This is a genomic window from Bacillus cereus group sp. RP43 (assembly GCF_040459645.1).
Classification (GTDB): Bacteria; Bacillota; Bacilli; order Bacillales; family Bacillaceae_G; genus Bacillus_A; species Bacillus_A mycoides_C.
In genome coordinates this window covers 71,023-94,613 of the sequence record NZ_JARVHQ010000001.1, presented here as the reverse complement: position 1 = coordinate 94,613, position 23,591 = coordinate 71,023, and the positions used below count along the sequence as shown (strand labels likewise).

The window sequence follows — 23,591 nt, the reverse complement described above, 5'->3', positions numbered from 1 at the left end:
CGTCTCCTACATACAAGATTTTAAATAGTTCCTAAAATAAATCATCTACTTTTCACTTTGTACTTATTCGTAACATTGATATAATAGTGAAAACATAGTTTTCATTATATCACTTGAGGGGGTTTTCATAATGACATTAAATAAAGCACTTACAATCGCTGGTTCTGACACAAGTGGCGGTGCTGGTATACAAGCAGACTTAAAAACATTCCAAGAACTTGGCGTATATGGCATGACATCTCTTACGACAATCGTAACAATGGACCCACATAACGGTTGGGCACATAACGTATTCCCAATCGCGGCTTCTACATTAAAACCACAATTAGAAACAACAATTGAGGGCGTTGGCGTAGATGCTTTAAAAACGGGTATGCTTGGATCCGTAGAGATTATTGAAATGGTTGCGGAAACAATTGAAAAGCACAATTTCAAAAACGTAGTAGTTGACCCTGTTATGGTATGTAAAGGAGCGGATGAAGCATTACATCCTGAAACAAATGACTGCTTACGTGACGTTCTTGTTCCAAAGGCATTAGTTGTGACGCCAAACTTATTTGAAGCATATCAATTAAGTGGTGTAAAAATTAATTCTCTTGAGGACATGAAAGAAGCTGCAAAAAAAATCCACGCTTTAGGTGCTAAATACGTACTAATTAAAGGTGGTAGCAAACTAGGCACAGAAACTGCTATTGATGTATTATATGACGGAGCAACATTCGATCTTCTAGAATCAGAAAAGATTGATACGACAAATACACACGGTGCAGGTTGTACATATTCTGCTGCAATTACAGCAGAACTTGCAAAAGGAAAAACTGTGAAAGAAGCGGTAAAAACTGCGAAAGAATTCATCACAGCTGCAATTCGTCATTCATTTAAGATTAACGAATATGTAGGACCAACACATCACGGTGCATACCGCAAATTCGTTGCACCGAAAGAACTTGTCTAACATAAAGCTTTTTTATTCATAAATTTAAAAACATATTAAAACCGACAGAACATTTATTGTTCTGTCGGTTTTAATATGTTTTAAATTACTCCCCTAATTCCTATGATGCTGAACTAACCTTGTTTCTACCATTTCTTTTTGAATAATATAACGCATCATCCGCTGATTGAATAAATTGCTCAGGTGATTTTTTATACTCTGAAAGCCCCACAGAAACTGTAATTTTAATTTTTTCCCCATTTTGCAGTTGGAATGAATGCTTTTCAACAGCTAGTCGAATTTGTTCCCCTATACGAGTTCCAAATGCTAATCCCTTTTTTGGTAACAACAGAGCAAACTCTTCGCCACCTTTTCGAAAGACTAAATTTTGGAATGGTGCATTCTCGAACAAAATACGTCCTACTTGTTTTAACACTTCATCTCCAGCAGGATGACCGTACGTATCATTTACATACTTAAAGTGATCAATATCGATAAGTAATAAACAAAGTGAATCATTTTTCATATACTTGTTACCAATATAGCGATTCATCTCTAAATCAAACTGCCTTACATTTCCTAGATTCGTTAATGCATCTATCGTTGCATAATGCTTCATCTTTTGAAATAATTCATTCGATTGCAATACGTAACTTACACTTACAAATGTGATGTATGCCGCTACAATACAACAAACTAAATATAATGCCACTACATATAGATCCTTAAATAAAATATAAAGTGGTAGTATTAAAATAGATAAACTGTATACATTAAACCATATCCATTTTGTAAATATAGAAATCTTCATCCGCCAAATGAGGGTAACGCCAATCCCTATTGCCACGATAGTATAGCAAGCCAATTCAGAGGCTAAAGAATAATCAGTAAATAATACCCGCGTTATTAAAATAATCATAACGGTTATACTACTAGCTATTGGGCCACCAATTATAATTGCCAAAACAACAGCCAAATAACGTAAATCCAACATAATATCTTCAATATGCACACCAAAATGCATCAACAATATACTCAATATTCCAGTTAAAATACCGACCAAACATTTCTGCCAAAAAGAGAATCCTTCTTTTAATGGCTTATCTCTTAAAAGCTGAGCACCCACAAAGATAAAGGAAAGAATGATTGTCATATTTACAAATAAATCTCTGAACATAAAATAATCTCCCTACTTTTTCTTTTCCATCTATCCCTTTCTATATGCTATTGTATTACGAAATCCCTATAATTCCCAATCTTTTTTATTTTACTGTTCCACGTGGAACAGTAAAATAAAAAAGGAGACGAAATTTCGTCTCCTCCCTTAACAACATCGTGATATCTTTCCGTCTTTTGCATTAAATCTAGCTTCTTGTGCCTCCGCAAAAAATTGCTTTTGACATAGAATTTTCTCTTCTGGATGATGCACTTTCATATGATTTACATACGTTTCATAACTTGGAACTCCGACAAGTAAACTAATAAATTGCTTTCTCTTTCCCCATACGTCCCGTAAACTTTTAAGCATAGTTCCTCGACTCACTTTCATCTCTAGGAATATATGGCGCCTCTTTTAATGGCATTGGCTTATTTCTTAATACTTGAAGCCAAATTCGAAGTGCAGAAATTAATACAGCAATTACAACTATCATAAAAATTCCACAAAGTGCCGCATCAATATAGTCATTAAAAATAATTTGTTTCATTTGTGCAACGTTTTTAGCTGGAGCTAATATCTTCCCATCATCTAATGCTCCCTGGAATACTTTCGCATGTGATAGAAATCCTATTTTAGGATTTTCATGAAATAACTTTTGATAACCAGCTGTCATCGTTACAATAAGTAATCCTACAGTCGGAATAAGCGTTACCCATACGTATGCCTTTTTCCCCATTTTGAATAAGATTGTCGTTCCAAGTAATAATGCAATCCCCGCCAACATTTGATTTGCAATACCGAAAAGTGGCCATAGCGTATTAATTCCACCAAGAGGATCTACCACCCCTTGATATAAAAAGTACCCCCACCCTAGTACACATAGTGTTGTAGCTATCACATTTGCTAATGTTGAATCTGTTTTCGCAAACGGCTTATATACATGACCTAAAATGTCTTGAATCATAAATCGTCCTACGCGTGTCCCGGCATCAATCGTTGTTAAAATAAATAGCGCTTCAAAAAGAATAGCAAAATGGTACCAAAATGCCATCATCGCCGTTCCGCCCATTACTTGTGAAAATATATACGCCATACCAATTGCTAATGTTGGTGCACCACCTGTACGTGATAAAATGGTCTGTTCTCCGACATTAACAGCAAGGTCTTTTAATTCATTTGGTGTAATAGCAAATCCCCATGAAGAAATAACTTGAGCTGCCTGCGTTACATCCGTACCGATCAGTGCGGCCGGACTATTAATCGCAAAATAAGTTCCTGGTGTTAATACACAAGCCGCAATCATAGCCATAGCTGCTACAAACGACTCCATTAACATTGCTCCATAACCAATCGGCCTTGCATGTCCCTCCTGTTCGATCATTTTTGGCGTCGTACCTGATGAGACGAGAGCATGGAATCCAGACACAGCACCACAGGCAATTGTAATAAATAGGAATGGGAATAAGTTCCCTGAGAAAACAGGACCTGTTCCATCAATAAACTGAGAAACTGCTGGCATTTTTAAATCCGGTGCTACAATTAAAATACCAATTGCTAATCCAAGTATCGTCCCTATTTTTAAAAATGTACTTAAATAATCACGTGGCGCAAGAAGCATCCAAACTGGTAATGCTGATGCAATGAATCCGTATACGATAAGCATAATAGCAATTGTCTCACCACTAAAAGTAAACATACTTGCAAGTGTCGGATTTTCCGCTACATATTGTCCTCCAATAAGAGATAAGATTAGTAGAACAATACCGATTACTGATCCTTCTCCTACTCGCCCCGGCCTAATGTAACGCATGTAAACTCCCATTAAAATAGCAATTGGAATCGTTGCTGCGATCGTAAACATTCCCCATGGGCTTCCAACAAGCGCCTTCACAACTACTAAAGCTAATACCGCTAATAAAATGATCATAATACCTAAAATACCAATCATCGCAATCAATCCTGTAACAGGACCAATCTCATCTTTAATCATTTCTCCTAATGATTTACCATTACGTCTCATTGAAGCAAATAAAATTACAAAATCCTGTACAGCTCCAGCAATAACTACCCCAACAATAATCCAAATTGTCCCAGGTAAATACCCCATCTGTGCCGCCAAAATCGGTCCTACTAAAGGACCTGCCCCTGCAATCGCCGCAAAGTGATGTCCGAATAAAACCCATTTATTTGTCGGAACATAATCCTTGCCATCATTTAACGTATGAGCAGGTGTTTGTCTATTATTATCTAGGCCAAAAACTTTCCTCGCTATAAATCTACTATAAAAGCGATAAGCAATCGCATACACTGATACAGCAGCAACTAATAGCCATACAGCATTAATTGTCTCACCTTGCGATAACGCTATTACACCAAAAGCAGATGCTCCTAGCGCTGCAATAATCCCCCAAAGTAAAATTGACTTCAATGTTTTCACATACAATCCCCCCATTACTACTTCTTAGTGGAGATTGTACTAAATTTTCTGAATACTTTACTCAAATCCTCCTTATCATGAAGGATTTCTAGATTATCATGTTAAAATTCTCTCATTACTTGTCACAGTTCAATTTTATTTCGAAGTCGTTTTACATAATTGCGACTTACTGGAATCGGTTGCTCATCGTACCTATCTAAATACAAATTATACGTGCCATTATAATAAGGTTTAAGTTCTTGTACATATGACATATTAATTAGATAGCTTTTATGTACACGTAAAAAATCATATGCATTTAGTTTATTTTCTAATTCCTGGAGTGTATATGTTGAAATATAATGATTATTTGTTGTATAAATTGAAACGGTTTTGTTTTCCTTATTTTTACTTACATATACAATATCTTCTGGGAAAATATATCTAATCCCCTCATGGCCTTCTATCGGTAGTTTACGCAAATGACTCTTTGCTTTCTCACCTTGTTCTTTTCCGATTTTATATAAAATGAATTGTAAATCTTCTTCACGAAATGGTCGTAATAAATAATAAAACGCTTGGAAACGAAAAGCTGTAATTGCCTCTTCTATATCCTCACCAATAAAAATAAATTTCGTATAACAATTCACTTCTCTTAACAAACTCGAATATTCAAAACCAGTACCATCCATTAATTGCGAATTTAAAAAAACAAAATCAGGTGTATGTTTTTTCATTATTAGCAAAGATTCTGTTCCAGTTTCCGCTTCAAAACATTCTACATTTCGAATATTTTCAGTAAAGTTCTCAACTAATTTTCTTCGCTCTTCTGCTTCTTTCATGATAAGTAAGATTTTCATTTATCCAGCCACCTAATTCCTTTGCCCATATGTCTTGTTGTATACATTCGCTTTAGTAAGAAACAATCCCTTTTTCTTACTATACCATTATTTATCTAAAAAAACAGAAAAAAGGAAACCACTTTGGTTCCCTTTTCTTTTATCCCGATTGGTGCGGTCTAATAATTAGTGGTTGATGGACAAAACACCCACTGATTAAAGTTTCACTTTATACTAATTCCCTCTGTTTCGTTTCTTGACCAAGTATAACTACAGCAAGTGCCCCAATTAAAATTGATCCACAGAAAATCGTAAATATTAGCGATAGTGCAGCTTGTGAAGCAACTAAATACCCTACTAATAGTGGTCCAAGAATACCACCAATACGTCCAAATGCCGCGGCCATTCCTGCACCTGTACCGCGAATAGTTGTTGGATACTGTTCTGGTGTATAAGCGTATAATGCACCCCAAGCACCTAAATTAAAGAAGGATAGTAACATACCCGCCACTATTAATGCTGTTAATGAATCCGCAATTCCGAACACATAAGCACTACATGCTGTACCAATTAAATACGTAACCAATACAAATTTACGACCAAGACGTTCAATAAACCATGCAGCTGTGAAATACCCTGGAAGTTGAGCTAAAGTCATAATGAGTACGTACTGAAAACTTTTTATTAAACTAAATCCTTTCAGTACCATTACACTAGGTAACCAAAGGAACATTCCATAATAGGAAAAGACAACACAAAACCATAGAATCCATAACATAATTGTTGCTTTACGATATTCTCCAGACCAAACCGATTTTATATTTTCAATAACAGATGGCCTTTTTTCAACCTTTTGGAATCTTGGAGAATCGGGTAAATTCCATCTTAAATATAAAGCATATAACGCTGGAACTGCACTTAATACCATAGCAACTTCCCAACCGTATTTAGGAATAACAAAATATGAGATAAGAGCTGCGATTAACCAACCACCAGCCCAAAAGCTTTCTAATAGTACAACTATTTTCCCACGTTCGTGCGCTTCAACACTCTCCGATACAAGGGTAGATGCAACTGGAAGCTCCCCGCCAAGTCCCATACCAATTAAAAAGCGTAAAACGAGGAACATCGCGAGTGTCGTCGTTAAAGCCGTTAAGCCACTACCAATAGAAAATAGTAATAATGTAATAATAAAGACCGATTTCCGTCCTATTTTATCTGATAGTATCCCAAAAACGAGCGCCCCTACAGCCATACCAATTGAGTTAATACTACCTATCCAACCCATCTCTTGGGTACTTAATCCCCACTCTTTTTGCAACGCCACTATTACAAATGAAAGCATTCCAACATCCATTGCGTCAAATAGCCAGCCAAGCCCTGCTATACCAAGTAGCTTTCGCTTTGAAATTTCTTTTACCTTGCTCACAAGAAGTCCTCCTTACACAGGTGTCTTTACACATAATTTTACATGTGTGTATTGTATAAGTAAAACACTTTCGTATAAAAATTTCTCCTTCATCATTCCCAAAAAATAAAATGTTTATCAAAAATAAACAAATAAAAAAAAGTAGCGATGTTCCGCTACTTTTTTGAACGCATTACTTCTTTTAAAAACTCGGCTAATACTAACTGACGACGCCAGCGTGTTGGATTACTACACAATCTGTAAAACCACTCTAAATTAATAGCTTGAATCCATTTTGGCGCACGCTTTACCTCTCCAGCCCACACATCTAAACTACCGCCTACTCCAACAGCCATTTTCGTTTCTAAACGATGCTTATTGTTTTGGATAAAGTTTTCTTGCCTTGGGAAGCCAAGTGCAACAAGTAATAGATCTGGTTTTGCTTCTTGAATACGTGAAACAATATTCTCTTCTTCTTCTTGTTTAAAATATCCATCTTGTATACCCACGATAGATGCAGCCGAATATGTCTTCGTTAAATGATCAGCTGCAGCTTGTACAACATGTGGTTTTGCACCTAATAAGAAAACAGATACTGATTTATTCTCTTCTGACAACTTTGCAAATAAATTGCTCATTAAATCAAATCCAGCTACCCGCTCTTTTAAAGGTGTACCAAGCATACCACTTGCTTTTACAACCCCAATACCATCAGGTGTAATTAAATCTGTATTTAATAGTGTTTTATGGAATTTTTCGTCCTTTTTTGCGCACATAACAATTTCAGGATTTGCCGTTACCACCTGAAAAGTATGAGTTTGCTCTAATTCTAATTGCTTCTTTAAATGCTGGATCGTTTCATCCATTGTCATTGTAGAAAAAGGAACACCTAGAATATCAACCGTTTGTACTGACATATTTAACTATCCTCTCTATCATTAAAGGTTTTTCGCTATTAATTGCTCATATGTTTCTTTCGTATCTTCATATAATTTTTGAAGTGAGAAGTTCATAGTAGCATGCTCATAAATATGCTTACCCATTACTGTCAACTCTCCAGTTTTCCACTTATCATACGCCTCTTCTAATGCCGATGCTAACGCTTTGCCATCACCAGTTGGCACAATCCACCCATAAGTTTCATCTGCAATTAACGGTTCGATTTCTCCTGCTCTAGTCACAATTGATGGTACACGTTGATTTGCCGCTTCTAATAAAACTAATGGAAATCCTTCGCTATGGGAAGTTAATAAATTGACATGTGATGAAGCAAATAATTGTTTCACATCTTGACGGTGCCCTAAAAATTCAACTTTATCATTAATCCCTTTTTCAGTAGCTAACGCCTTTAGTTCCGCTTCTAATGGCCCGTCACCAACTAATAACACTTTAATTTTCTCTAACTTTGTTTGTTGTAACGCATCGAATAAAACTTCATGTCCTTTAACAGGATGCAGACGTGCTACTTGTATTGCCGTAAACACATCTTCATCAATATTAAACATTTCCTTTTTATTATAGCCATCTGCTTTTTCCTGATCATATTCAATCCCGTTATAAATAACATGCATCTTTTCATTTGAAATACCTAATGCTGCTAAGCTTTTTTTCAACCTATTCGTTACAACAAAAAATAAATCTATATTTTTTAAAGCTTTCAAATTTAACTTAGTAAAAATCCAGCCTTTTAAGCCTTGTTTAGTAAAGTCTTGAAATGGATCACTATGAATTGTCGTTACCCATTTTGCCGCGAATTTCTTCTTCATTAGAGAAACAAAGAAATTCGCCCTAGGACCGTGTGTATGAACTACATCAAATTTTTCTTTATTAATGAATTCACTTATGTTCTTTAAAATGGATAAATCATAGCGAGATTTTTGTGAAAACACATGAACTTTTATCCCTAGCTCTCTTGCTTCTTTCGCAACAATTCCATCTTCAAATACTGCTAATTCTACTTCACCAGTTGGGAACTGATCGAGAAGTGAAATAATATGTGTTTTTCCTCCCCCATCTTCTGCTCCTGCATTCATATGCAATATCCTCATATTTTTTCCTCCTTTAAATCCTCGCTACATTTCCATCTATCTTTATTTTACTGTACTAAAAAATAAAAGCTAACAAAAGTTAGCTTTTATTTTTATCATTCAATTTCTAAGTCTACAATTAGATACGCTAACAACACTACAAAGTAAATCCCAACTCCTGGTGCCGTCAAAATATGTCCTGCAATATATGCAATACCTAGTGCTAATACTAAGCTTGCTGTAATCATTCCATATTTTATATTAAATATCTCTTTAAATCTTGTAATAAATGCTAGCAGAATTCTTAAGCCGTAATAAACAAATGGAATCATTAGTAATGCAAAGCCAATAATTCCGAAATCATAAAACCAATCATGGAAGTCCATTTCAATTAACTTCGGATCTGGCTCTTTTTGTTCATTATACTTAAAGTTACCTGCATAACCCATTCCTAATAATTTTTGTGACATTGGCGCTTCTTTAAAGAATTGCTTATGTCTCTCTTCATATACTTGACGTCCGCTGAAAATAAGATTTTCTTGATTTTCTTTCTTTTGCTCTTTCTCAATCTCTTTCTTAACTTCCGCTTCTACCTTCGCCTTTTCTTCTGGCTTTTCAACTTTATGTTGCTTTTCTTCTTTTTTAATTTTCTCTTTAATTTCTTTTTCTTTTTGACCTTGCTGTGCTACGTTTTGTTCTGATAGATAGTTATTATGAATACCCATATTTTGTGCTAATGGCGTCATTTTAAACGTTCCGACAACACCAGCTAATAAGATGACAGCAATTAACCCATTAAGTACAAGAGACTTTTTGTTTGGATTTTTTCTATCAAATAATAATTGTAGTACGATAATCCCTATTGCTGCCGCTAACGTAGCACCAATTGAGCCCATCCCTACTTTCGTACCAACTTGAATTAAAGAGTAAATCATTAACAGCGATGGAATCCAATATAAAACGTGTTTCACGCTCTTTGTTTTTTGAATAGAATATAGTACCACAATAGGGAAAATAATAGCTAAGATTGATCCTAGTTCATTACCTGCATAGAACCATCCTCGGGAACCAACCTTCATCCATTGATAACTACCAAAGTCTGTAGATGTCGAAATAGAAATAACCATAATAGCGTTAATGATTAATGTTGAATACACAATACTATTTCTGACTTTGTCGCTAATATTTACTTTCTTTTTCAATGATTTTAAAGCTAAAATGTATGATCCTAGCATGATATATATATATAATGCCTTCGCAACAAACTTAACTTCTTCACCAAGTACAATAGGATTCTTAACTAGTTTATTATTAATAAACCCTATCCCTAAAACTACTGCTAATAATATTAAGTAAATTAAAAACTTCCTATTTTCCTTCTCTTTTGCCTGAATTAAAATGTAAATACCACCAACAGCCATAATAAGAAATCTTACCAAAATTCCAACAGTGGCATTTGACTTTAATAACACGATGCTAAGAGACGTTAATAAATCTAAAACAGGCTGTAAAATAATAAAAAAGAGCAAAAAATGCTCAAATCTAACCCTAGCTTGATTTGCTAACATTCCAAGACCTCCATACAAAATCTTTACATTATCTTTTAATCATAGTTTTCTACTGTTTAAACACACCTAGCAATTATAACATAACTCATATTTAAATTGAGAACTATTTTTCATGCCGAAACTAGTCAAATCCAGCATTATTAATAACCGAAAACATTGTCCTTTAGCTATCCTTCCCTATCCCTATAAAAACTATCTAACACATATGCACTTATTTTCGATCACACAGAAATATTTTTTTATCATTTTATACAAATGTAAAAAACGGACTTCTCTTATTGTACCATCCCTCCAACTAAGCTACATCAAAAAACTATACAATTAATCTTTCCACACTTTTTCGCTTTACTTTATTGCTACTTATCAAGCATTTTCAAACGCTTTCTTTAGCTATTTCATCCATTTTTCTACATGTAGCGAAAAGTAATTGTTATTTCTAAAACTTTAGTGTATATTTTTTCTCTGGAACATCTTTAAGAGGAAGGAATTAAAGCCATGTTATTAATCGATATATTTACGTTTCTTGGCATTATCGCCGCTGCCATTTCTGGTACATTAGTTGGTTTAAAAAAAGATCTAGATTTATTTGGTGTCCTTTGTTTAGCTGTAGCTACTGCGCTCGGCGGCGGTATTATTCGTGATATTATGATTGGTAACCTGCCTCCTGTCGCATTTGTAAAACCCATTTACTTTTTCGTAAGTGTACTATCAGCATTATTCACATGTATGTTTTTTGAGCGCATTAATAAACTTCAAGTTGTTATTATGCTTTCTGATGCTGTTGGTTTAGGTGTATTTACAGCTATTGGTGCAAATGCAGCAATGTCACATCATGTTGACGCCTCGTTTTTAGTCGTTTCAATGGGAGTTATTACAGGTATTGGGGGCGGTATTTTACGCGACATTTGCGCTCAAGATATCCCGTATGTATTCCGAAAAGAGATATATGCAATTGCTTCTATTTTAGGAGCAGTTAGTTTCCTAATTACACATGCAATGGGGGCACACATATTAGCTTTCTATGTTTGTTTATTAATAACATTCGTTATTCGTGTAGTCACCGTAATATATAATGTACATTTCCCAGTTTTCTTTAAAACACATGCAAAAATTAATAAAGGCCATTAAGAGAATTCTACATAGAATTCTCTTAATTTATATACAATTCCACATACTATAGAGTAATTGTATATAAAAATATATAATTACATTAGAATAAAAAAATGAAAACGTTTTATAAACAGGGGGAAGAATGATGCTTGGGGTTTTTAAAAAAAATAAAACAAACACCAGTATAATCGAATTAAGCAAAGGCCAACAAATCATATTTAACGTGCCTGCTAATTCTGAACTAAAAACTCAAATGGATATGCTACATATTTCAAAGGAAGATTTACAAATTGTAAAAGTATTACAGCCATTTATTTATGAAGAAATAGATTGGATAACAGAAAAATTCTACACCAACATCACAAAACAACCTAATTTAATTGCTGTTATTGAACGCTACAGCTCTATTCCAAAATTAAAACAAACTTTAAAGACACATATTAAAGAATTATTCAGCGGGAATATGAATGAAGATTTTATTGAACAACGTGTTAGAATCGCAAAAAGGCACGTACAAATTGGTTTACATAGAAAATGGTATACTGCTGCTTATCAAGAGTTATTCCGCTCCGTCATAAAGATTTTGCAAACGAAAACTTCAACGATAGACGATTTTTCTTATTCTATAAATGTAATAAATAAATTATTCACATTAGAACAAGAACTTGTTATTGCGGCTTATGAATCCGAATATGAAAGAATCCAAAAAGAACATGAAAAAGAAAAAGAACTGACAGCTATGACGATTACACATATTGCAACAGAACTAGCCGCAGTATCTGAAAAAACAAGTTCTTCTATTCAACAGTTAACATCTAAATCAGAAAGTATCGTAGGAATTGCAAAAACAGGTACATCATTAGCTACAACATCAGAAGAAAAGGCCAACAAAGGAAAAGAACAATTAAATCTGCAAAACAAACGAATGGAAAGCATTCAAACGAATATGGAAACTATTATTACTGATACCCATGAACTTCTTGATATTTCTAACAAAATTAATGAAATCATTGATATTGTAAAATCAATCGCCGAGCAAACAAATTTACTAGCATTAAATGCCGCTATTGAATCTGCACGTGCTGGCGAATTCGGTAAAGGTTTTTCAGTCGTAGCGGGAGAAATCCGAAAATTATCAGAGCAAACGAAAGAATCAATTTTCAACGTTACAAAACTCGTTGAAAAAACGAATGAACAAATTATACACGTCTCTTCTTCCGTGGAACAAATAAGCTCTCTCGTATCTGAAGGGACAGATAGTATGCATGCGACAGATCAATATTTCCAAGAAATCGTAAAAGATATGTCTAACTCTAAAGATCAAAATAAAAAAATTGAAAATGAATTAGAAACTATCTCACAAGTAATGAAGAGTATTCAAGACGATTCCTCGAAAATGGCCTTAACAGCGGATAATTTACAACTAGAACTAAACCGATAAGGCGAATCGATACAAAGTGGAGATTCTTCATCTCCGCTTTGCATTCATCCTTATCATCTGTCTACAAAAAAAAGAATCCAAAATGGATTCTTTTATTTTCTGAAAAATATTTTTTGGCAATAAAAATAACTCATATAAACACCAAAGCTTTGTAAAATAAACAAGGCTGGCATAATAATATTATAATATGCCATATCTACTCGAAAGAGCCTTAACGACACATATCCGGTAATTAATAATACAAACAACATATATCCTTCATTTTGCTGTTTCTTAATTAGAAAATGTAATAAAGCTATGGCCATAAATAATGTCACCACTATATATATAAGCTTTTCACATTTAAAAATAATAGAATTTATTCCCTCGTCTGAAAACTGGTTAATAACTGGTTTTAACAGTTTAAATCTTTCTACTTCCATTTCTTTTAACTCTTGATCAATGTGCTCTTTTACACTTTGATTTTTGGATGTTTTTTCTTCATTTTGACTTTTTCCAATTAAAACAGATTGAACATAAGTCTGATTAGAAATCGTATACTGTGACATTCCCATCATCTTGATACCATAGCTTACACCAAAATGAGTACTATAAAACAGAATAAGTATCCCTATCATTTTTAATAGTAATTTTTGTTTCGCCCCTGATTGAAATAATTCAATTAACAGCACATATACAGCTATAAAAATAGGTAAAAATAACCCCATTGGGAAAATCATATTGCTAAGCGCAAATAAAATTGCTGAAATTACCCACATATAAGGATGATCTAATCCCTTATATAAAAATATGTAACAAGCACAATAAAATAAAAATATTGCGAGTGATTCCGCCGTTAATACAGAACTCATAAATATATTTGGAATATATAAAGCGTAAAACATTGATGCAATACGACCACACTCTTCTCCAAAGACCCTTGACGCAATGCGATAAATGAAAAATGCAGTTCCTGTACAAAATAAAATATTAAATAGTTGTAAAGCGAATACCGTATCACCAAATATACGAATGATGATCGATTCATAAATAATAAAAGGTAACTGTGCTATATTCTCTATATTATTGCCAACTGCAATCTGCTTTGCAGACTCATACATAGCTTTCATATCACCTATCATTGGACCATCTACAAATAGAACTGTGATAAGTCTTACAACTATAGATATGCTTATGAGAAAAACAAGAAATTGTTTATCTGTAAAACGATATTGCAAAATTGATGCTACTAACAAAATAAGAATAACAAAAATCACTAATACAATTGTTATACTTGTTGTACTTCCCCCAAAAAATTGCTTACTTGTTTCAAAAGCCGACCAACAACTATAGACAAAAAATGCGAGCATCGCACCAATCATTATTTTACTGAAGAAAGACGAAAAATTTGTTCTTATATGATTCATATGTCCATTGCACCTCTATTTCCATTCATAACAAAACGATTCTATCATGAATAGGCACAAGGTTAATAGGGAATTTCTATGACAAATACATAGTCATTACTTTTTCACTTGCAATGTAAGCGAATCCTCTTTTACACTACATTTTATATAAGATAAATTTTCTTTCAGTTACATGAATACAAATACAGAAATTTCAATAAAGTGAAACTTTAATCCGCAGGGGGATTGTTCATCCTCCACTGACTATTAGCCCGCAAATAGCGGGATAATCCTCTTTTGGAACACTTTACTTCATTAAATATCTAATATGAGTACTCCACTTACACATGTCACTCTGATTGAAAACAGAAAATAGGGGATGAATATATGGAAAAGAAATTCATGCGAGAATCAAAAGCAATTAAAACAACACGTGTTTTTCCTAACGATTTAAATAATCACCAAACACTTTTCGGAGGGAAATTATTAGCCGAAATTGATAGTATCGCCTCAATTGCAGCTGCAAGACATAGCCGCAAACATTGCGTAACAGCATCTATCGATTCCGTTGATTTTTTAACTCCCATTCACCAAGCAGATTCTGTTTGTTATGAAGCATTCGTATGTTATACAGGAAAATCTTCAATGGAAGTTTTCGTAAAAGTAATTGCAGAGGATCTACTAGCAGGTGAGCGTAGGATGGCCGCAACATGTTTCATTACATTTGTCGCATTAAAAGACGGAAAACCTTCATCTGTACCACAAGTAATTCCTGAAACAGAGGAAGAGCATTGGCTACATACAACTGGTTCAGAGCGTGCAGAAAATAGGAAAAAAGGACGTTTGAAAAGTAAAGAAATGGCTGAAGTGTTAACTTTGAATAAACCTTGGAGTATTTAATAACTGATTTACCTTCCTTTTTTCTAATCAAAAAGGAAGGTTTTTTATATGAAGCATTTGTTTACACGCTTTTCATATAAAATACATAGAGTTGATTTACAAAGTTTATATGCGGTAAACTTATACAGATGTTCTTGTAATCTTCTTCCTTTGAAAAGGCCTATATATAGTGTGAAACATAAAAAATTTGAGGAGATAAAAATTATATGATGGAACAAAAACAAATCGTTTCAGTTGTTATCCCGCTGTATAATGCGGAAAAATATATTGAAGAAACGATGGAATCGATACTAAATCAAACATATAAACATATTGAAATTGTAATTGTAGATGATGGGAGTAAAGATCAATCATCTTCTATCGTAAAAAATCTTGAGCAAAAATATCCAGGACAAATAAAATACGTTCCTCAAGAAAATCAAGGCGTTTCTGTTGCTCGTAATACAGGAATTGAAAATGCTAGCGGAGAATATGTTGCTTTTCTTGATAGTGATGATTTATGGCATCCAACAAAAATCGAAAAACAGGTTAAAAGCATGCATAAAAACAACATGAATGCTTGCTATTGCGGCTATATGAACTTTTATGAAGAGACTGGTGAAAAAGTTGAACACACGACAAACTTTATTAAAGGTGATATGACAAAAGCTTTCTTAACGCATCAAGTTGTTGCGCAAACGAGTACTTGGATTTTTAAAAGATCTGTCGTGATGGATCATAACATTCGTTTCACACCAGGATGTAGCTGGGGAGAAGATTTAGAATTTCTATTTAAATTAATGAGTGTAACAAACGTATGCTATGTGGATGAATATTTGACATATTACCGAATTTTATCAGAAGGAAATCTTTCTTCAAAGTATAAAGATTATGAGTTAAAAACAGAAAAAGAATTAGAAATATTTAATCGAATGAAAGATTGGGTTCATAATAAGTCAAAAGACTTAATCGTGAATGATTCTACCGAACTTATTGAAATCCTTGAAACTTACCTATTCCCATATACGGTTATTAATAACGCTTGTATATACATTAAGGGCAACTCTAAATTAGATAAATCACAAGTTCAACTAATCAAAAGCGATATAAAGAAATATTGTCGCAAAATTTATTCAAAAAATGGAAAACGAAGCAAGAAGTTATACGCAATGCTTTGGTTTGTACGAATCAAATTTATGTTTTCTTAAATAAAAATAAGCTTCTAAACATTCTTTCCGTAAACAAATCAAATTTACAAATAGGACAAAGTACGTCCTGAAGAATAGAAAGGTCTTTTTCCATGAAAACAAATAAAATCCTTAAAAACGCTTCCTACCTCTTTGTAGGAAATATTACTGTTCGATTTGTGCTTGCTATCGCAACAATTTTCTTTGCAAGGTACGTTTCACCAGGTGAGTATGGTATGTTTACAACTGCATTAGCAGTTTCCGCTGTTATTTGTTATTTTACAGATGCAGGTTTGACGCATACATTTATGCGTGAAGGAACGAGAAGTGATGCTAACATTAGTGTACTAATCAGCAGTTATTTACGCATTCGTTTAGTATTAGCCATCGTAATTTCTGTGCTCTTCGCTATTTTCGCTCAGTTCTTCTATACTGATGCTTACTTACGTGCAATGGTATATTGGGTTGTACTACCGACAATGTTTGGAGCAACTTTACAAGGTGTTGGAATGGCTTACTTCCAAGTAACAGAACGTATGCAATTTACAGCGATCATTTCTGTAATACAAGGTGTCACAGCCGCAGCTGCTCTTCTACTAGGAATGTCATTTAAATGGTCACTTATGATGGTCGCTGCCATGTACGGGATATCTAGTCTTGTAACAGGAGTCATCGCCTTTATAATGGTAATTCGCCATACAACAGTTCATAAAGGCTGGGACAAAGGTATTTTAGATCAACTGCTTATTTTCACAATAAATGGGATCATCATTATGCTTTTACCGCAGTTAGGCCCCATTATATTAGAAAAAGTTTCGACATATGAGCAAGTTGGATTCTTTGGAGCTGCATCGAAAATACCCGCTGTACTTTATCAAATACCCGGTGTAATTGCAGCAGCCTTTTATCCAAAGTTATTTGCTTTTGGAAATGAGAAGAATATTGATGAACATAGAAAACTATCTCTGTTTGAATTAAAGCTTATGTCTTTCTTAGGAATGGGAATTTCTATCCCATTTATCGCTGATCCAAGCTTTTGGATTGTTACTTTATTAGGCGAAGAGTATGCACCAGCTGGTGACGCTCTTGCAATTTTAGCCTTTATGGTCATTTTACAATCTATCAACTACCCACTTGCTGATAATTTAACGACAATTGGTCAACAGTGGAAGCGCGCGACAACGATGGGAATTGGACTAGCTGTCGCTATCGTAAGTTACATCGCATTAGGTAGCCAATTTGGAATGATGGGAGCTGCGGCAGCTGCGATTATTACCGAGATTACATTATTAATCGGATTTACTTTATTCGTTCGTAAAGGTTTTTCATTACTATTCAAAGGAATAATATTCAATGCACTAGCATTTATAATCAGTTACGCAATATACCGCACGGTATTAATTAACTTACCGCCACTACTAGCTTTAACATTTACTGGTATATTGTACGGTATTATCGGTCTTGCCATTGACCCTCAAATACGCGGGTTAATTTTAGGATTTATAAATAAAAAGCTAGCTAGAAAATAAATAAAAATAAAAACTTCAAATTAAATTTGAAGTTTTTATTTTATCTTCTTCACTTAGAATGAGCCCTGTTTTCAATCTATATCTTAAATTGACTTGCCTTTCTGGAATGATTATACTTGGAAACGAACAGCCCTAGATGTACAACACCTAGTATTAAAGCAATTCGCAGTTAATCTTCTATAAAAACATTAACTCGTTACACCCTAATTTCACCATAAATTATACAACTGAACACTTTATTACTACCATTAAAAATCGTCGATTCATCCATAGTTTTTCTTCATTATAAAACAATATCTAAATATGGAGAATGTGGCTTAAATCTTAATAATTGTATTGAGGAGGCTTATTCATTTAATGACTTCAGAAGTAAATAAAAGAACCTTTTTTACTAAAAGCACACTTATTATCATTCCATTATTAATAATATGTGCATTTGCTTTTCATTACTTTTTCTTAAAATCAGACAGTGTATTTTCTAGTACGGGAGATGCATTATCACAATTCAGCTTTTTTACATTCCTTTTACAACATGCGTTTAAAGATGGGAATTTATTTTGGTCTTGGGATTATGGCTTAGGTGGAGATTTATTCGGAGAATTTAGTTATTACTATAGTACAGCACCATTTTTCTGGCTTACGCTTCTACTTCCTAAACTAAATTTTGACCAAATATTTGAGATGAAGCTATATATGAGTATTTTAAAAAGTACATTAGCGATGTTATTCATGTATGGTTCTTTACGTTATCATAATAAAACTGTTTTTTCCTCTTTCATTTCTGCCATTATATATGGAGGATGTGTGACTTTTATTCGCCATTCTTTATTATGGGATTTCATGGCAGATGCTATAGTGTTTTTACCTTTAGTAATATGGGGATTAGATAAATATATTTTAGAGCGAAAAAAGGGATTATTCCTGTTTGCAACAGCACTTATGCTTGCATCAAATTTCTATTTCGCCTTCATTACTAGTATTTTCATCTATATTTATGCCTTTTTCCAATATTTCGCTACACAGCAGAACAAAACAATTAAAACATTTATAACTTATTATATTAGAATTGCTTTCCTATATTCTTTATCACTAGGTTTAGCCGCTGTTTGCTTTATACCATCTGTAAATGGTGTATTTAGTTCAGATCGACTAGCTACAAAATTTACTATTCCATTATTTTTTGAAGATACGTTTTATAAAAACTTAATGGAAAGTATCTTTTTCATTAATAATACAGAGGATTATCAGCTCGCATTCCCAGTTTTCATTCTCTTCCTTGTTACTAGTGCGCTTCTAATACGCAATAAACTTGTCACAAATAAGTTACTCTTTACTGGGTTTATGTTAGTTCTATATATGCTTCCATATACGTATTCCGTATTTAATGGCTTTTCTGCTATGCAATACAGATGGTTTTACTTATTTGTATTTGTAGTTGCGCAAACCGCCGCCTACATTTTAGATTGGATGCTACTTAACAAAAAGAAGGTCAACTCTTTAATAGGTCCTTTGCTAGCAACAGCACTATTTATTTACGCATTCTATAGAAAAGTAAATATAAACGAACAACCACTAGAAACGATTGATAAAATTTTAATTGGTACTACTGTTTTATCTATTATTACAATATTACTATGGCGCTATTTATCAAAAGCAGTCTTACAATCTTTCATTATATTAAATGTACTGGTCAATGTAATATGTATTAATTACATCTATTCAGATACAGCTCTTAGTAAACACTTTAATCAAGCAGGCGCAACAAAAGAATCATTACATGGTCCAGGTCTCGATAATAAGGATGAAATTGACGCAATTCGTTATATACAAAATCAAGATAAAGATTTTTATCGAATTATCAATCCAAACAATAATTATAAGAATACACCGATGCTGCAAGGTTATCATGGTACAAGTACTTATCAAAGCTTAGTCAATCGTGATGTTCATGACTTTATGAAAAATAAGTACAATGTTTTCCAGGGATATGATAGTCCATCTATGTTCTTCCAGTTAGATAAACGACTATTCCTTGAGAACATGCTAGGGGTAAAATATTATGTATTAAGTGAAGGTGCTAATAAAACTGATATTCCGTATGGTTATAAATATTTACAACAAGTAGGCCCTTACAACATTTACAAAAACGAATTTGCACTACCATTAGGCTATGTATACGAAGCTGGAATAAGTGATGAAGAATTTTCAAAACTTAATTTCGCCGAGAGAGATCAACTTTTATTAGATGCTGTAGTTGTAGATAATGTTGGAAGTCTTCCGTTAAAACAATTTAATACAAAACAGCTAGATTCAAAACAAATTAAGATTAATTCAAATAAAATTAAGTGGGAAAATATAGATAAAGAGAAAGATATACTCACTGTTCATGAAAATGGGCGTATAATAGTACCTGTTGATAATACCGATATGTTAGGTGATCTCCTTGTTGAAATTAAAATTAGAAATATAAATAAGGAATCATTTGGGGTTACTGTGAATGACAAATCTATGATAAAAGGTAATGAAGATGGAGCTTATGCTTACCCGTTAGAAAGATTTGTTTACAATTTAGGTAAAGATGCGAAGCCAACTGAGCTAATCATTTCTATCCCTACTCCTGGTCAATACGAGTTGAAAGACTTACAAGTCAACAGTACCAACTATCAGACTGTCCCGAAAAAAGTGAATACTTTAAAAGAAAATAGCCTACAAAATATTTACTATAAAGGTAACTACTTAAAAGGTAATATTAATTCTACTAAAGATGGATTACTATATTTATCTGTACCGTATAGTAAAGGATGGTCAATACAGGTTGACGGTAAAGAAACTGAGTTTACGAAGGCTAATTCTTCCTTTATTGGTGTTCCTATTTCAAAAGGGCAGCATGTAGTTGAAATGAAATACGTCACACCTTATTTCAAAATGGGTCTCGTTATTTCTATCATTTCATTTATCATTTGTATCTCGCTTCTAGTTCTTGGAGATAAGGATCGATATAAAAAATTTAAAAGTCGTTTTAAAAAAAGTTATTAAAATAAAGTGAAGTAAAAGTTGAAGATAATTGCTTGAACTTTTACTTCATGCCCAGTTTAAAATTACACCTAAGGAGGTCCTAACATGACCCTTTCAATAGTAGTACCTTGTTATAATGAGGAGAAGGTACTCAGAGCTTTCTATTCAGAGACTTCTCTTGAAATTCATAAACTAACTACTGATTATGAATTTGTTTTCGTCAATGATGGAAGTAAAGATAATACACTAGAAATTCTACGTGACCTAGCCGATTCAGACTCAAGTGTGCATTATATATCATTTAGTAGGAATTTTGGAAAAGAAGCTGCTATGCTTGCCGGTCTAAAGTACGCTACAGGCGACGCTGTGGTTATTATGGATGCTGATCTACAACATCCACCCGAACTAATAAAAGATATGTTAGACGGCTATAATAACGGCTATGATCAAGTAATTGCAAAGCGAACTAGGACGGGTGATTCACCAGTACGTTCTTTCGTTTCTCGCTTATATTATAAAGTCATGAATAAATTCGTTGATATTGAGCTAGTAGATGGCATCGGTGATTTTAGACTTTTAAGTAGAAGTGCAGTCGATTCATTACTATCTCTAACTGAATACAATCGTTTTTCAAAAGGGTTATTTTCTTGGATTGGTTTCAAAGAACAAGTTATTGAATACGAAAATGTATTACGTTCTGACGGAGAAAGTAAATGGACTTTCTCTAAGTTATTAAATTACGGGATAGATGGTGTAATTTCGTTTAACAATAAACCATTGCGATTATCTATATACCTTGGATTATTAACAACACTTTTAGCTGTTTTATATGTAATCACTACATTTATTCAAATTACCGTTAGCGGCGTCGATGTACCAGGATACTTTACATTAATTTCTGCCATATTATTCATCGGTGGTATTCAACTCATTTTTCTAGGAGTTATCGGTGAATACATCGGCCGTATTTATTATGAAACAAAGCGTAGACCACATTTCATTGTAGCAGAAAAAAAAGTTAGTAAAGTAAAACAAAAAGCTTAGTAAAAAAGTTACTTCTATTTACAGAAGTAACTTTTTTTAATATTATTCTCCACTATTTGCAGGCATTCCAATTAGTTAAAGTTTCATTTTACCCATATACTCAATAGTTTCTCTTATCCCCTCATAATAAGGTGTTTTAGGTATTTCTCCTATATACTCTTCATATTTTTCACCACTTAATATAACTGGTTTTTCTACTAAATATAACATCTCCACAAATTCTTTCATTTGTTTATCAAATAATCCTAGTAGCCTAACGACCCACTTATTTACCGTTATTATCGATTTTTTATATCCCGCTAATTCTTTCATATGTTGAATCATCTCTTCTCCTGTAATTACTCCACATCCCGGTATATTCCAATTTTGACCATACGCTTTATCGTGTAATGCCAATTCAACCATCGCTTTTGCACCATCTGGTGTGAAAATATATTCGCGCGCAATCCTTTGATCTCCTACAAAGCTAGACATTTTATTTCCAAGTACCCCCTTTAATGTATGATGGACAAGTGTACTTTCTGCCTTGGGACCGTAAAAGTCTGGGAAATGAGCAATAAACATTTGTACATTGGCTTCTTTTGCCATCTCTTCAAGCTGCAAACGAATTTTCCCCTTTTTTGTATGTGGTCTCTTTTCAGCATCTTCTTTTACGAGCCCTCGTCCCTGCTTTCCATACGCATAAATATTATCGACTATCCCTAACTTGATACCATAATATTTCGTTACCTCTAATATATTTGTTAATAACTTTGCTTGCTGCTTCTCCCACTCCGAATACGGAATATTTACAGCGTGAAATATAACATCAACATCTTTAGCAGCACTCATTATATCCTCTTGTATAAATACATCTCCCGCTACGACTTCCACATTTTCCTCATCAGAAAATAATAAATCTAACTTCTCTTTATTCCTTGCAAAAGCGACTACGTGAATTCCTCGGTTACATAACTCTTTTACGATGGCATATCCCATTGAACCAGATGCCCCTAGTACTAAAGCTTTTTTCATTACAATTCCCCCTTAAATTAATTAACCACCGTTCAATTAATAGTAAAAAGAAAATCACTTACATAAGAAGCGATTTTGAAATAAACTCTACATGCACCTTAGCTAAACCTTGTAGTTCTTCAAACGTTTGACCACTCCTGCAATAATGTGCTACAAACCCATGTAATGATAAAAAGACAGACCATATTAACATCGCATTTATTTTTGCATCGCATAAAGAAGAGATGACGCTCGCAAATTTTTCATAACTAACATTCGGACTATCCGCCAAGCACTCTTTTAACTCATCATCTTTAATTAAAAACATGATTTCGTAGTGACTCTGATTTCGTAGGCCGAATTCAATAAAACCGAATAAAACTGCTCTTAATTGTTCTTCTCTCGATAATTTTTGATTACATATTTCATCTAATTTTTTATTTAATAACTGAAAATCTTGTTCCGCCATTGCGTAAAATAGCTCTGCTTTATTTTTAAAATGATAATAGATCGAACCATGACTATATCCAAGTTCCGTTGCAATTTTGCGCATTGAAGTATGTTGATATCCTTGTGCTATAAATAAATCCCTTGCTACATTCATAATCATTTCTCTTGTTAGTTCTTGCTTAACTGCTTTCCTTGGTGACATATTCC

Annotated in this window: 19 protein-coding genes and 1 pseudogene; 9 read left to right on the top strand and 11 right to left on the bottom strand. The window is 33.6% G+C overall.

Annotation, left to right across the window (positions count from 1 at the left end; all coding sequences use genetic code 11):
• The first annotated feature begins 130 nt into the window (after window positions 1–130).
• Window positions 131–955, top strand: coding sequence for a pyridoxine/pyridoxal/pyridoxamine kinase (pdxK, locus tag QCI75_RS00440; RefSeq protein WP_098775430.1), 825 nt, complete (start codon window positions 131–133; stop codon window positions 953–955).
• 100 nt (window positions 956–1,055) lie between these two features.
• Here the strand turns inward: pdxK and QCI75_RS00435 are convergent, their stop codons facing one another.
• From QCI75_RS00435 to QCI75_RS00400, 8 genes are all read right to left on the bottom strand, one after another.
• Window positions 1,056–2,111, bottom strand: a complete 1,056-nt coding sequence (locus tag QCI75_RS00435; RefSeq protein ID WP_353759811.1) for a GGDEF domain-containing protein — start codon at window positions 2,109–2,111, stop codon at window positions 1,056–1,058.
• A 147-nt stretch (window positions 2,112–2,258) separates the two neighbouring features.
• Complete coding sequence (locus tag QCI75_RS00430; protein WP_353759810.1) at window positions 2,259–2,462, bottom strand: YbdD/YjiX family protein; 204 nt, start codon at window positions 2,460–2,462, stop codon at window positions 2,259–2,261.
• Entirely contained in the window at window positions 2,455–4,530 is a 2,076-nt protein-coding gene (gene cstA, locus QCI75_RS00425) for a carbon starvation protein CstA (protein WP_353759809.1), read from the bottom strand. Before cstA ends, QCI75_RS00430 begins: the two co-directional genes overlap by 8 nt.
• Window positions 4,531–4,652: 122 nt before the next feature.
• Window positions 4,653–5,369: a LytR/AlgR family response regulator transcription factor gene (locus QCI75_RS00420; RefSeq protein ID WP_144505346.1), complete on the bottom strand. Its 717-nt coding sequence runs from the start codon at window positions 5,367–5,369 to the stop codon at window positions 4,653–4,655.
• A 208-nt stretch (window positions 5,370–5,577) separates the two neighbouring features.
• Window positions 5,578–6,777 (bottom strand): MFS transporter, encoded by a 1,200-nt coding sequence (locus QCI75_RS00415; RefSeq protein WP_353759808.1) that lies wholly within the window; start codon window positions 6,775–6,777, stop codon window positions 5,578–5,580.
• Between the two features lie 155 nt (window positions 6,778–6,932).
• Window positions 6,933–7,673, bottom strand: coding sequence for a WecB/TagA/CpsF family glycosyltransferase (locus QCI75_RS00410; RefSeq protein ID WP_144505344.1), 741 nt, complete (start codon window positions 7,671–7,673; stop codon window positions 6,933–6,935).
• 21 nt (window positions 7,674–7,694) lie between these two features.
• Window positions 7,695–8,804, bottom strand: coding sequence for a glycosyltransferase family 4 protein (locus QCI75_RS00405; protein ID WP_144505343.1), 1,110 nt, complete (start codon window positions 8,802–8,804; stop codon window positions 7,695–7,697).
• Window positions 8,805–8,899: 95 nt separating this feature from the next.
• Window positions 8,900–10,351 (bottom strand): O-antigen ligase family protein, encoded by a 1,452-nt coding sequence (locus QCI75_RS00400; RefSeq protein WP_144505342.1) that lies wholly within the window; start codon window positions 10,349–10,351, stop codon window positions 8,900–8,902.
• A gap of 495 nt (window positions 10,352–10,846) precedes the next feature.
• Between QCI75_RS00400 and QCI75_RS00395 the strand changes: the two genes are divergently transcribed.
• The 3 genes and pseudogenes from QCI75_RS00395 to QCI75_RS30495 all read left to right on the top strand — a co-directional run bounded on the left by QCI75_RS00395 (window position 10,847) and on the right by QCI75_RS30495 (window position 12,902).
• Entirely contained in the window at window positions 10,847–11,479 is a 633-nt protein-coding gene (locus QCI75_RS00395; RefSeq protein WP_002016412.1) for a trimeric intracellular cation channel family protein, read from the top strand.
• Window positions 11,480–11,603: 124 nt separating this feature from the next.
• Window positions 11,604–12,101 (top strand): annotated as a pseudogene (locus tag QCI75_RS30500) (protoglobin family protein); the annotation flags it as partial.
• A 99-nt stretch (window positions 12,102–12,200) separates the two neighbouring features.
• Window positions 12,201–12,902 (top strand): methyl-accepting chemotaxis protein, encoded by a 702-nt coding sequence (locus QCI75_RS30495; protein ID WP_425290558.1) that lies wholly within the window; start codon window positions 12,201–12,203, stop codon window positions 12,900–12,902.
• Between the two features lie 92 nt (window positions 12,903–12,994).
• Here QCI75_RS30495 and QCI75_RS00385 read toward each other — a convergent pair whose 3' ends face one another.
• Window positions 12,995–14,308 carry an ArnT family glycosyltransferase gene (locus QCI75_RS00385; RefSeq protein WP_353759807.1) on the bottom strand — a complete coding sequence of 438 codons (1,314 nt, stop codon included), beginning with the start codon at window positions 14,306–14,308 and terminating at the stop codon, window positions 12,995–12,997.
• 366 nt (window positions 14,309–14,674) lie between these two features.
• Here QCI75_RS00385 and QCI75_RS00380 point away from each other — a divergent pair, with 366 nt between their 5' ends.
• The 5 genes from QCI75_RS00380 to QCI75_RS00360 all read left to right on the top strand — a co-directional run bounded on the left by QCI75_RS00380 (window position 14,675) and on the right by QCI75_RS00360 (window position 21,941).
• Window positions 14,675–15,187 carry an acyl-CoA thioesterase gene (locus QCI75_RS00380; RefSeq protein ID WP_071743997.1) on the top strand — a complete coding sequence of 171 codons (513 nt, stop codon included), beginning with the start codon at window positions 14,675–14,677 and terminating at the stop codon, window positions 15,185–15,187.
• Window positions 15,188–15,393: 206 nt separating this feature from the next.
• Window positions 15,394–16,374 (top strand): glycosyltransferase family 2 protein, encoded by a 981-nt coding sequence (locus tag QCI75_RS00375; protein WP_144505339.1) that lies wholly within the window; start codon window positions 15,394–15,396, stop codon window positions 16,372–16,374.
• A 92-nt stretch (window positions 16,375–16,466) separates the two neighbouring features.
• The gene (locus QCI75_RS00370) at window positions 16,467–17,882 is read left to right on the top strand and encodes an oligosaccharide flippase family protein (RefSeq protein WP_144505338.1); all 1,416 of its coding nucleotides are present in this window, start codon (window positions 16,467–16,469) and stop codon (window positions 17,880–17,882) included.
• Between the two features lie 357 nt (window positions 17,883–18,239).
• Entirely contained in the window at window positions 18,240–20,918 is a 2,679-nt protein-coding gene (locus QCI75_RS00365) for a YfhO family protein (RefSeq protein ID WP_353759806.1), read from the top strand.
• Window positions 20,919–21,002: 84 nt separating this feature from the next.
• Complete coding sequence (locus QCI75_RS00360) at window positions 21,003–21,941, top strand: glycosyltransferase family 2 protein (protein WP_144505336.1); 939 nt, start codon at window positions 21,003–21,005, stop codon at window positions 21,939–21,941.
• 75 nt (window positions 21,942–22,016) lie between these two features.
• Here the strand turns inward: QCI75_RS00360 and QCI75_RS00355 are convergent, their stop codons facing one another.
• Both QCI75_RS00355 and QCI75_RS00350 read right to left on the bottom strand, forming a co-directional pair.
• Window positions 22,017–22,955: an SDR family NAD(P)-dependent oxidoreductase gene (locus QCI75_RS00355; protein ID WP_144505335.1), complete on the bottom strand. Its 939-nt coding sequence runs from the start codon at window positions 22,953–22,955 to the stop codon at window positions 22,017–22,019.
• Between the two features lie 58 nt (window positions 22,956–23,013).
• A complete protein-coding gene (locus QCI75_RS00350) occupies window positions 23,014–23,586 on the bottom strand; it encodes a TetR/AcrR family transcriptional regulator (RefSeq protein WP_144505334.1) in 573 nt (190 codons plus the stop codon).
• Between the last annotated feature and the right edge of the window lie 5 nt (window positions 23,587–23,591).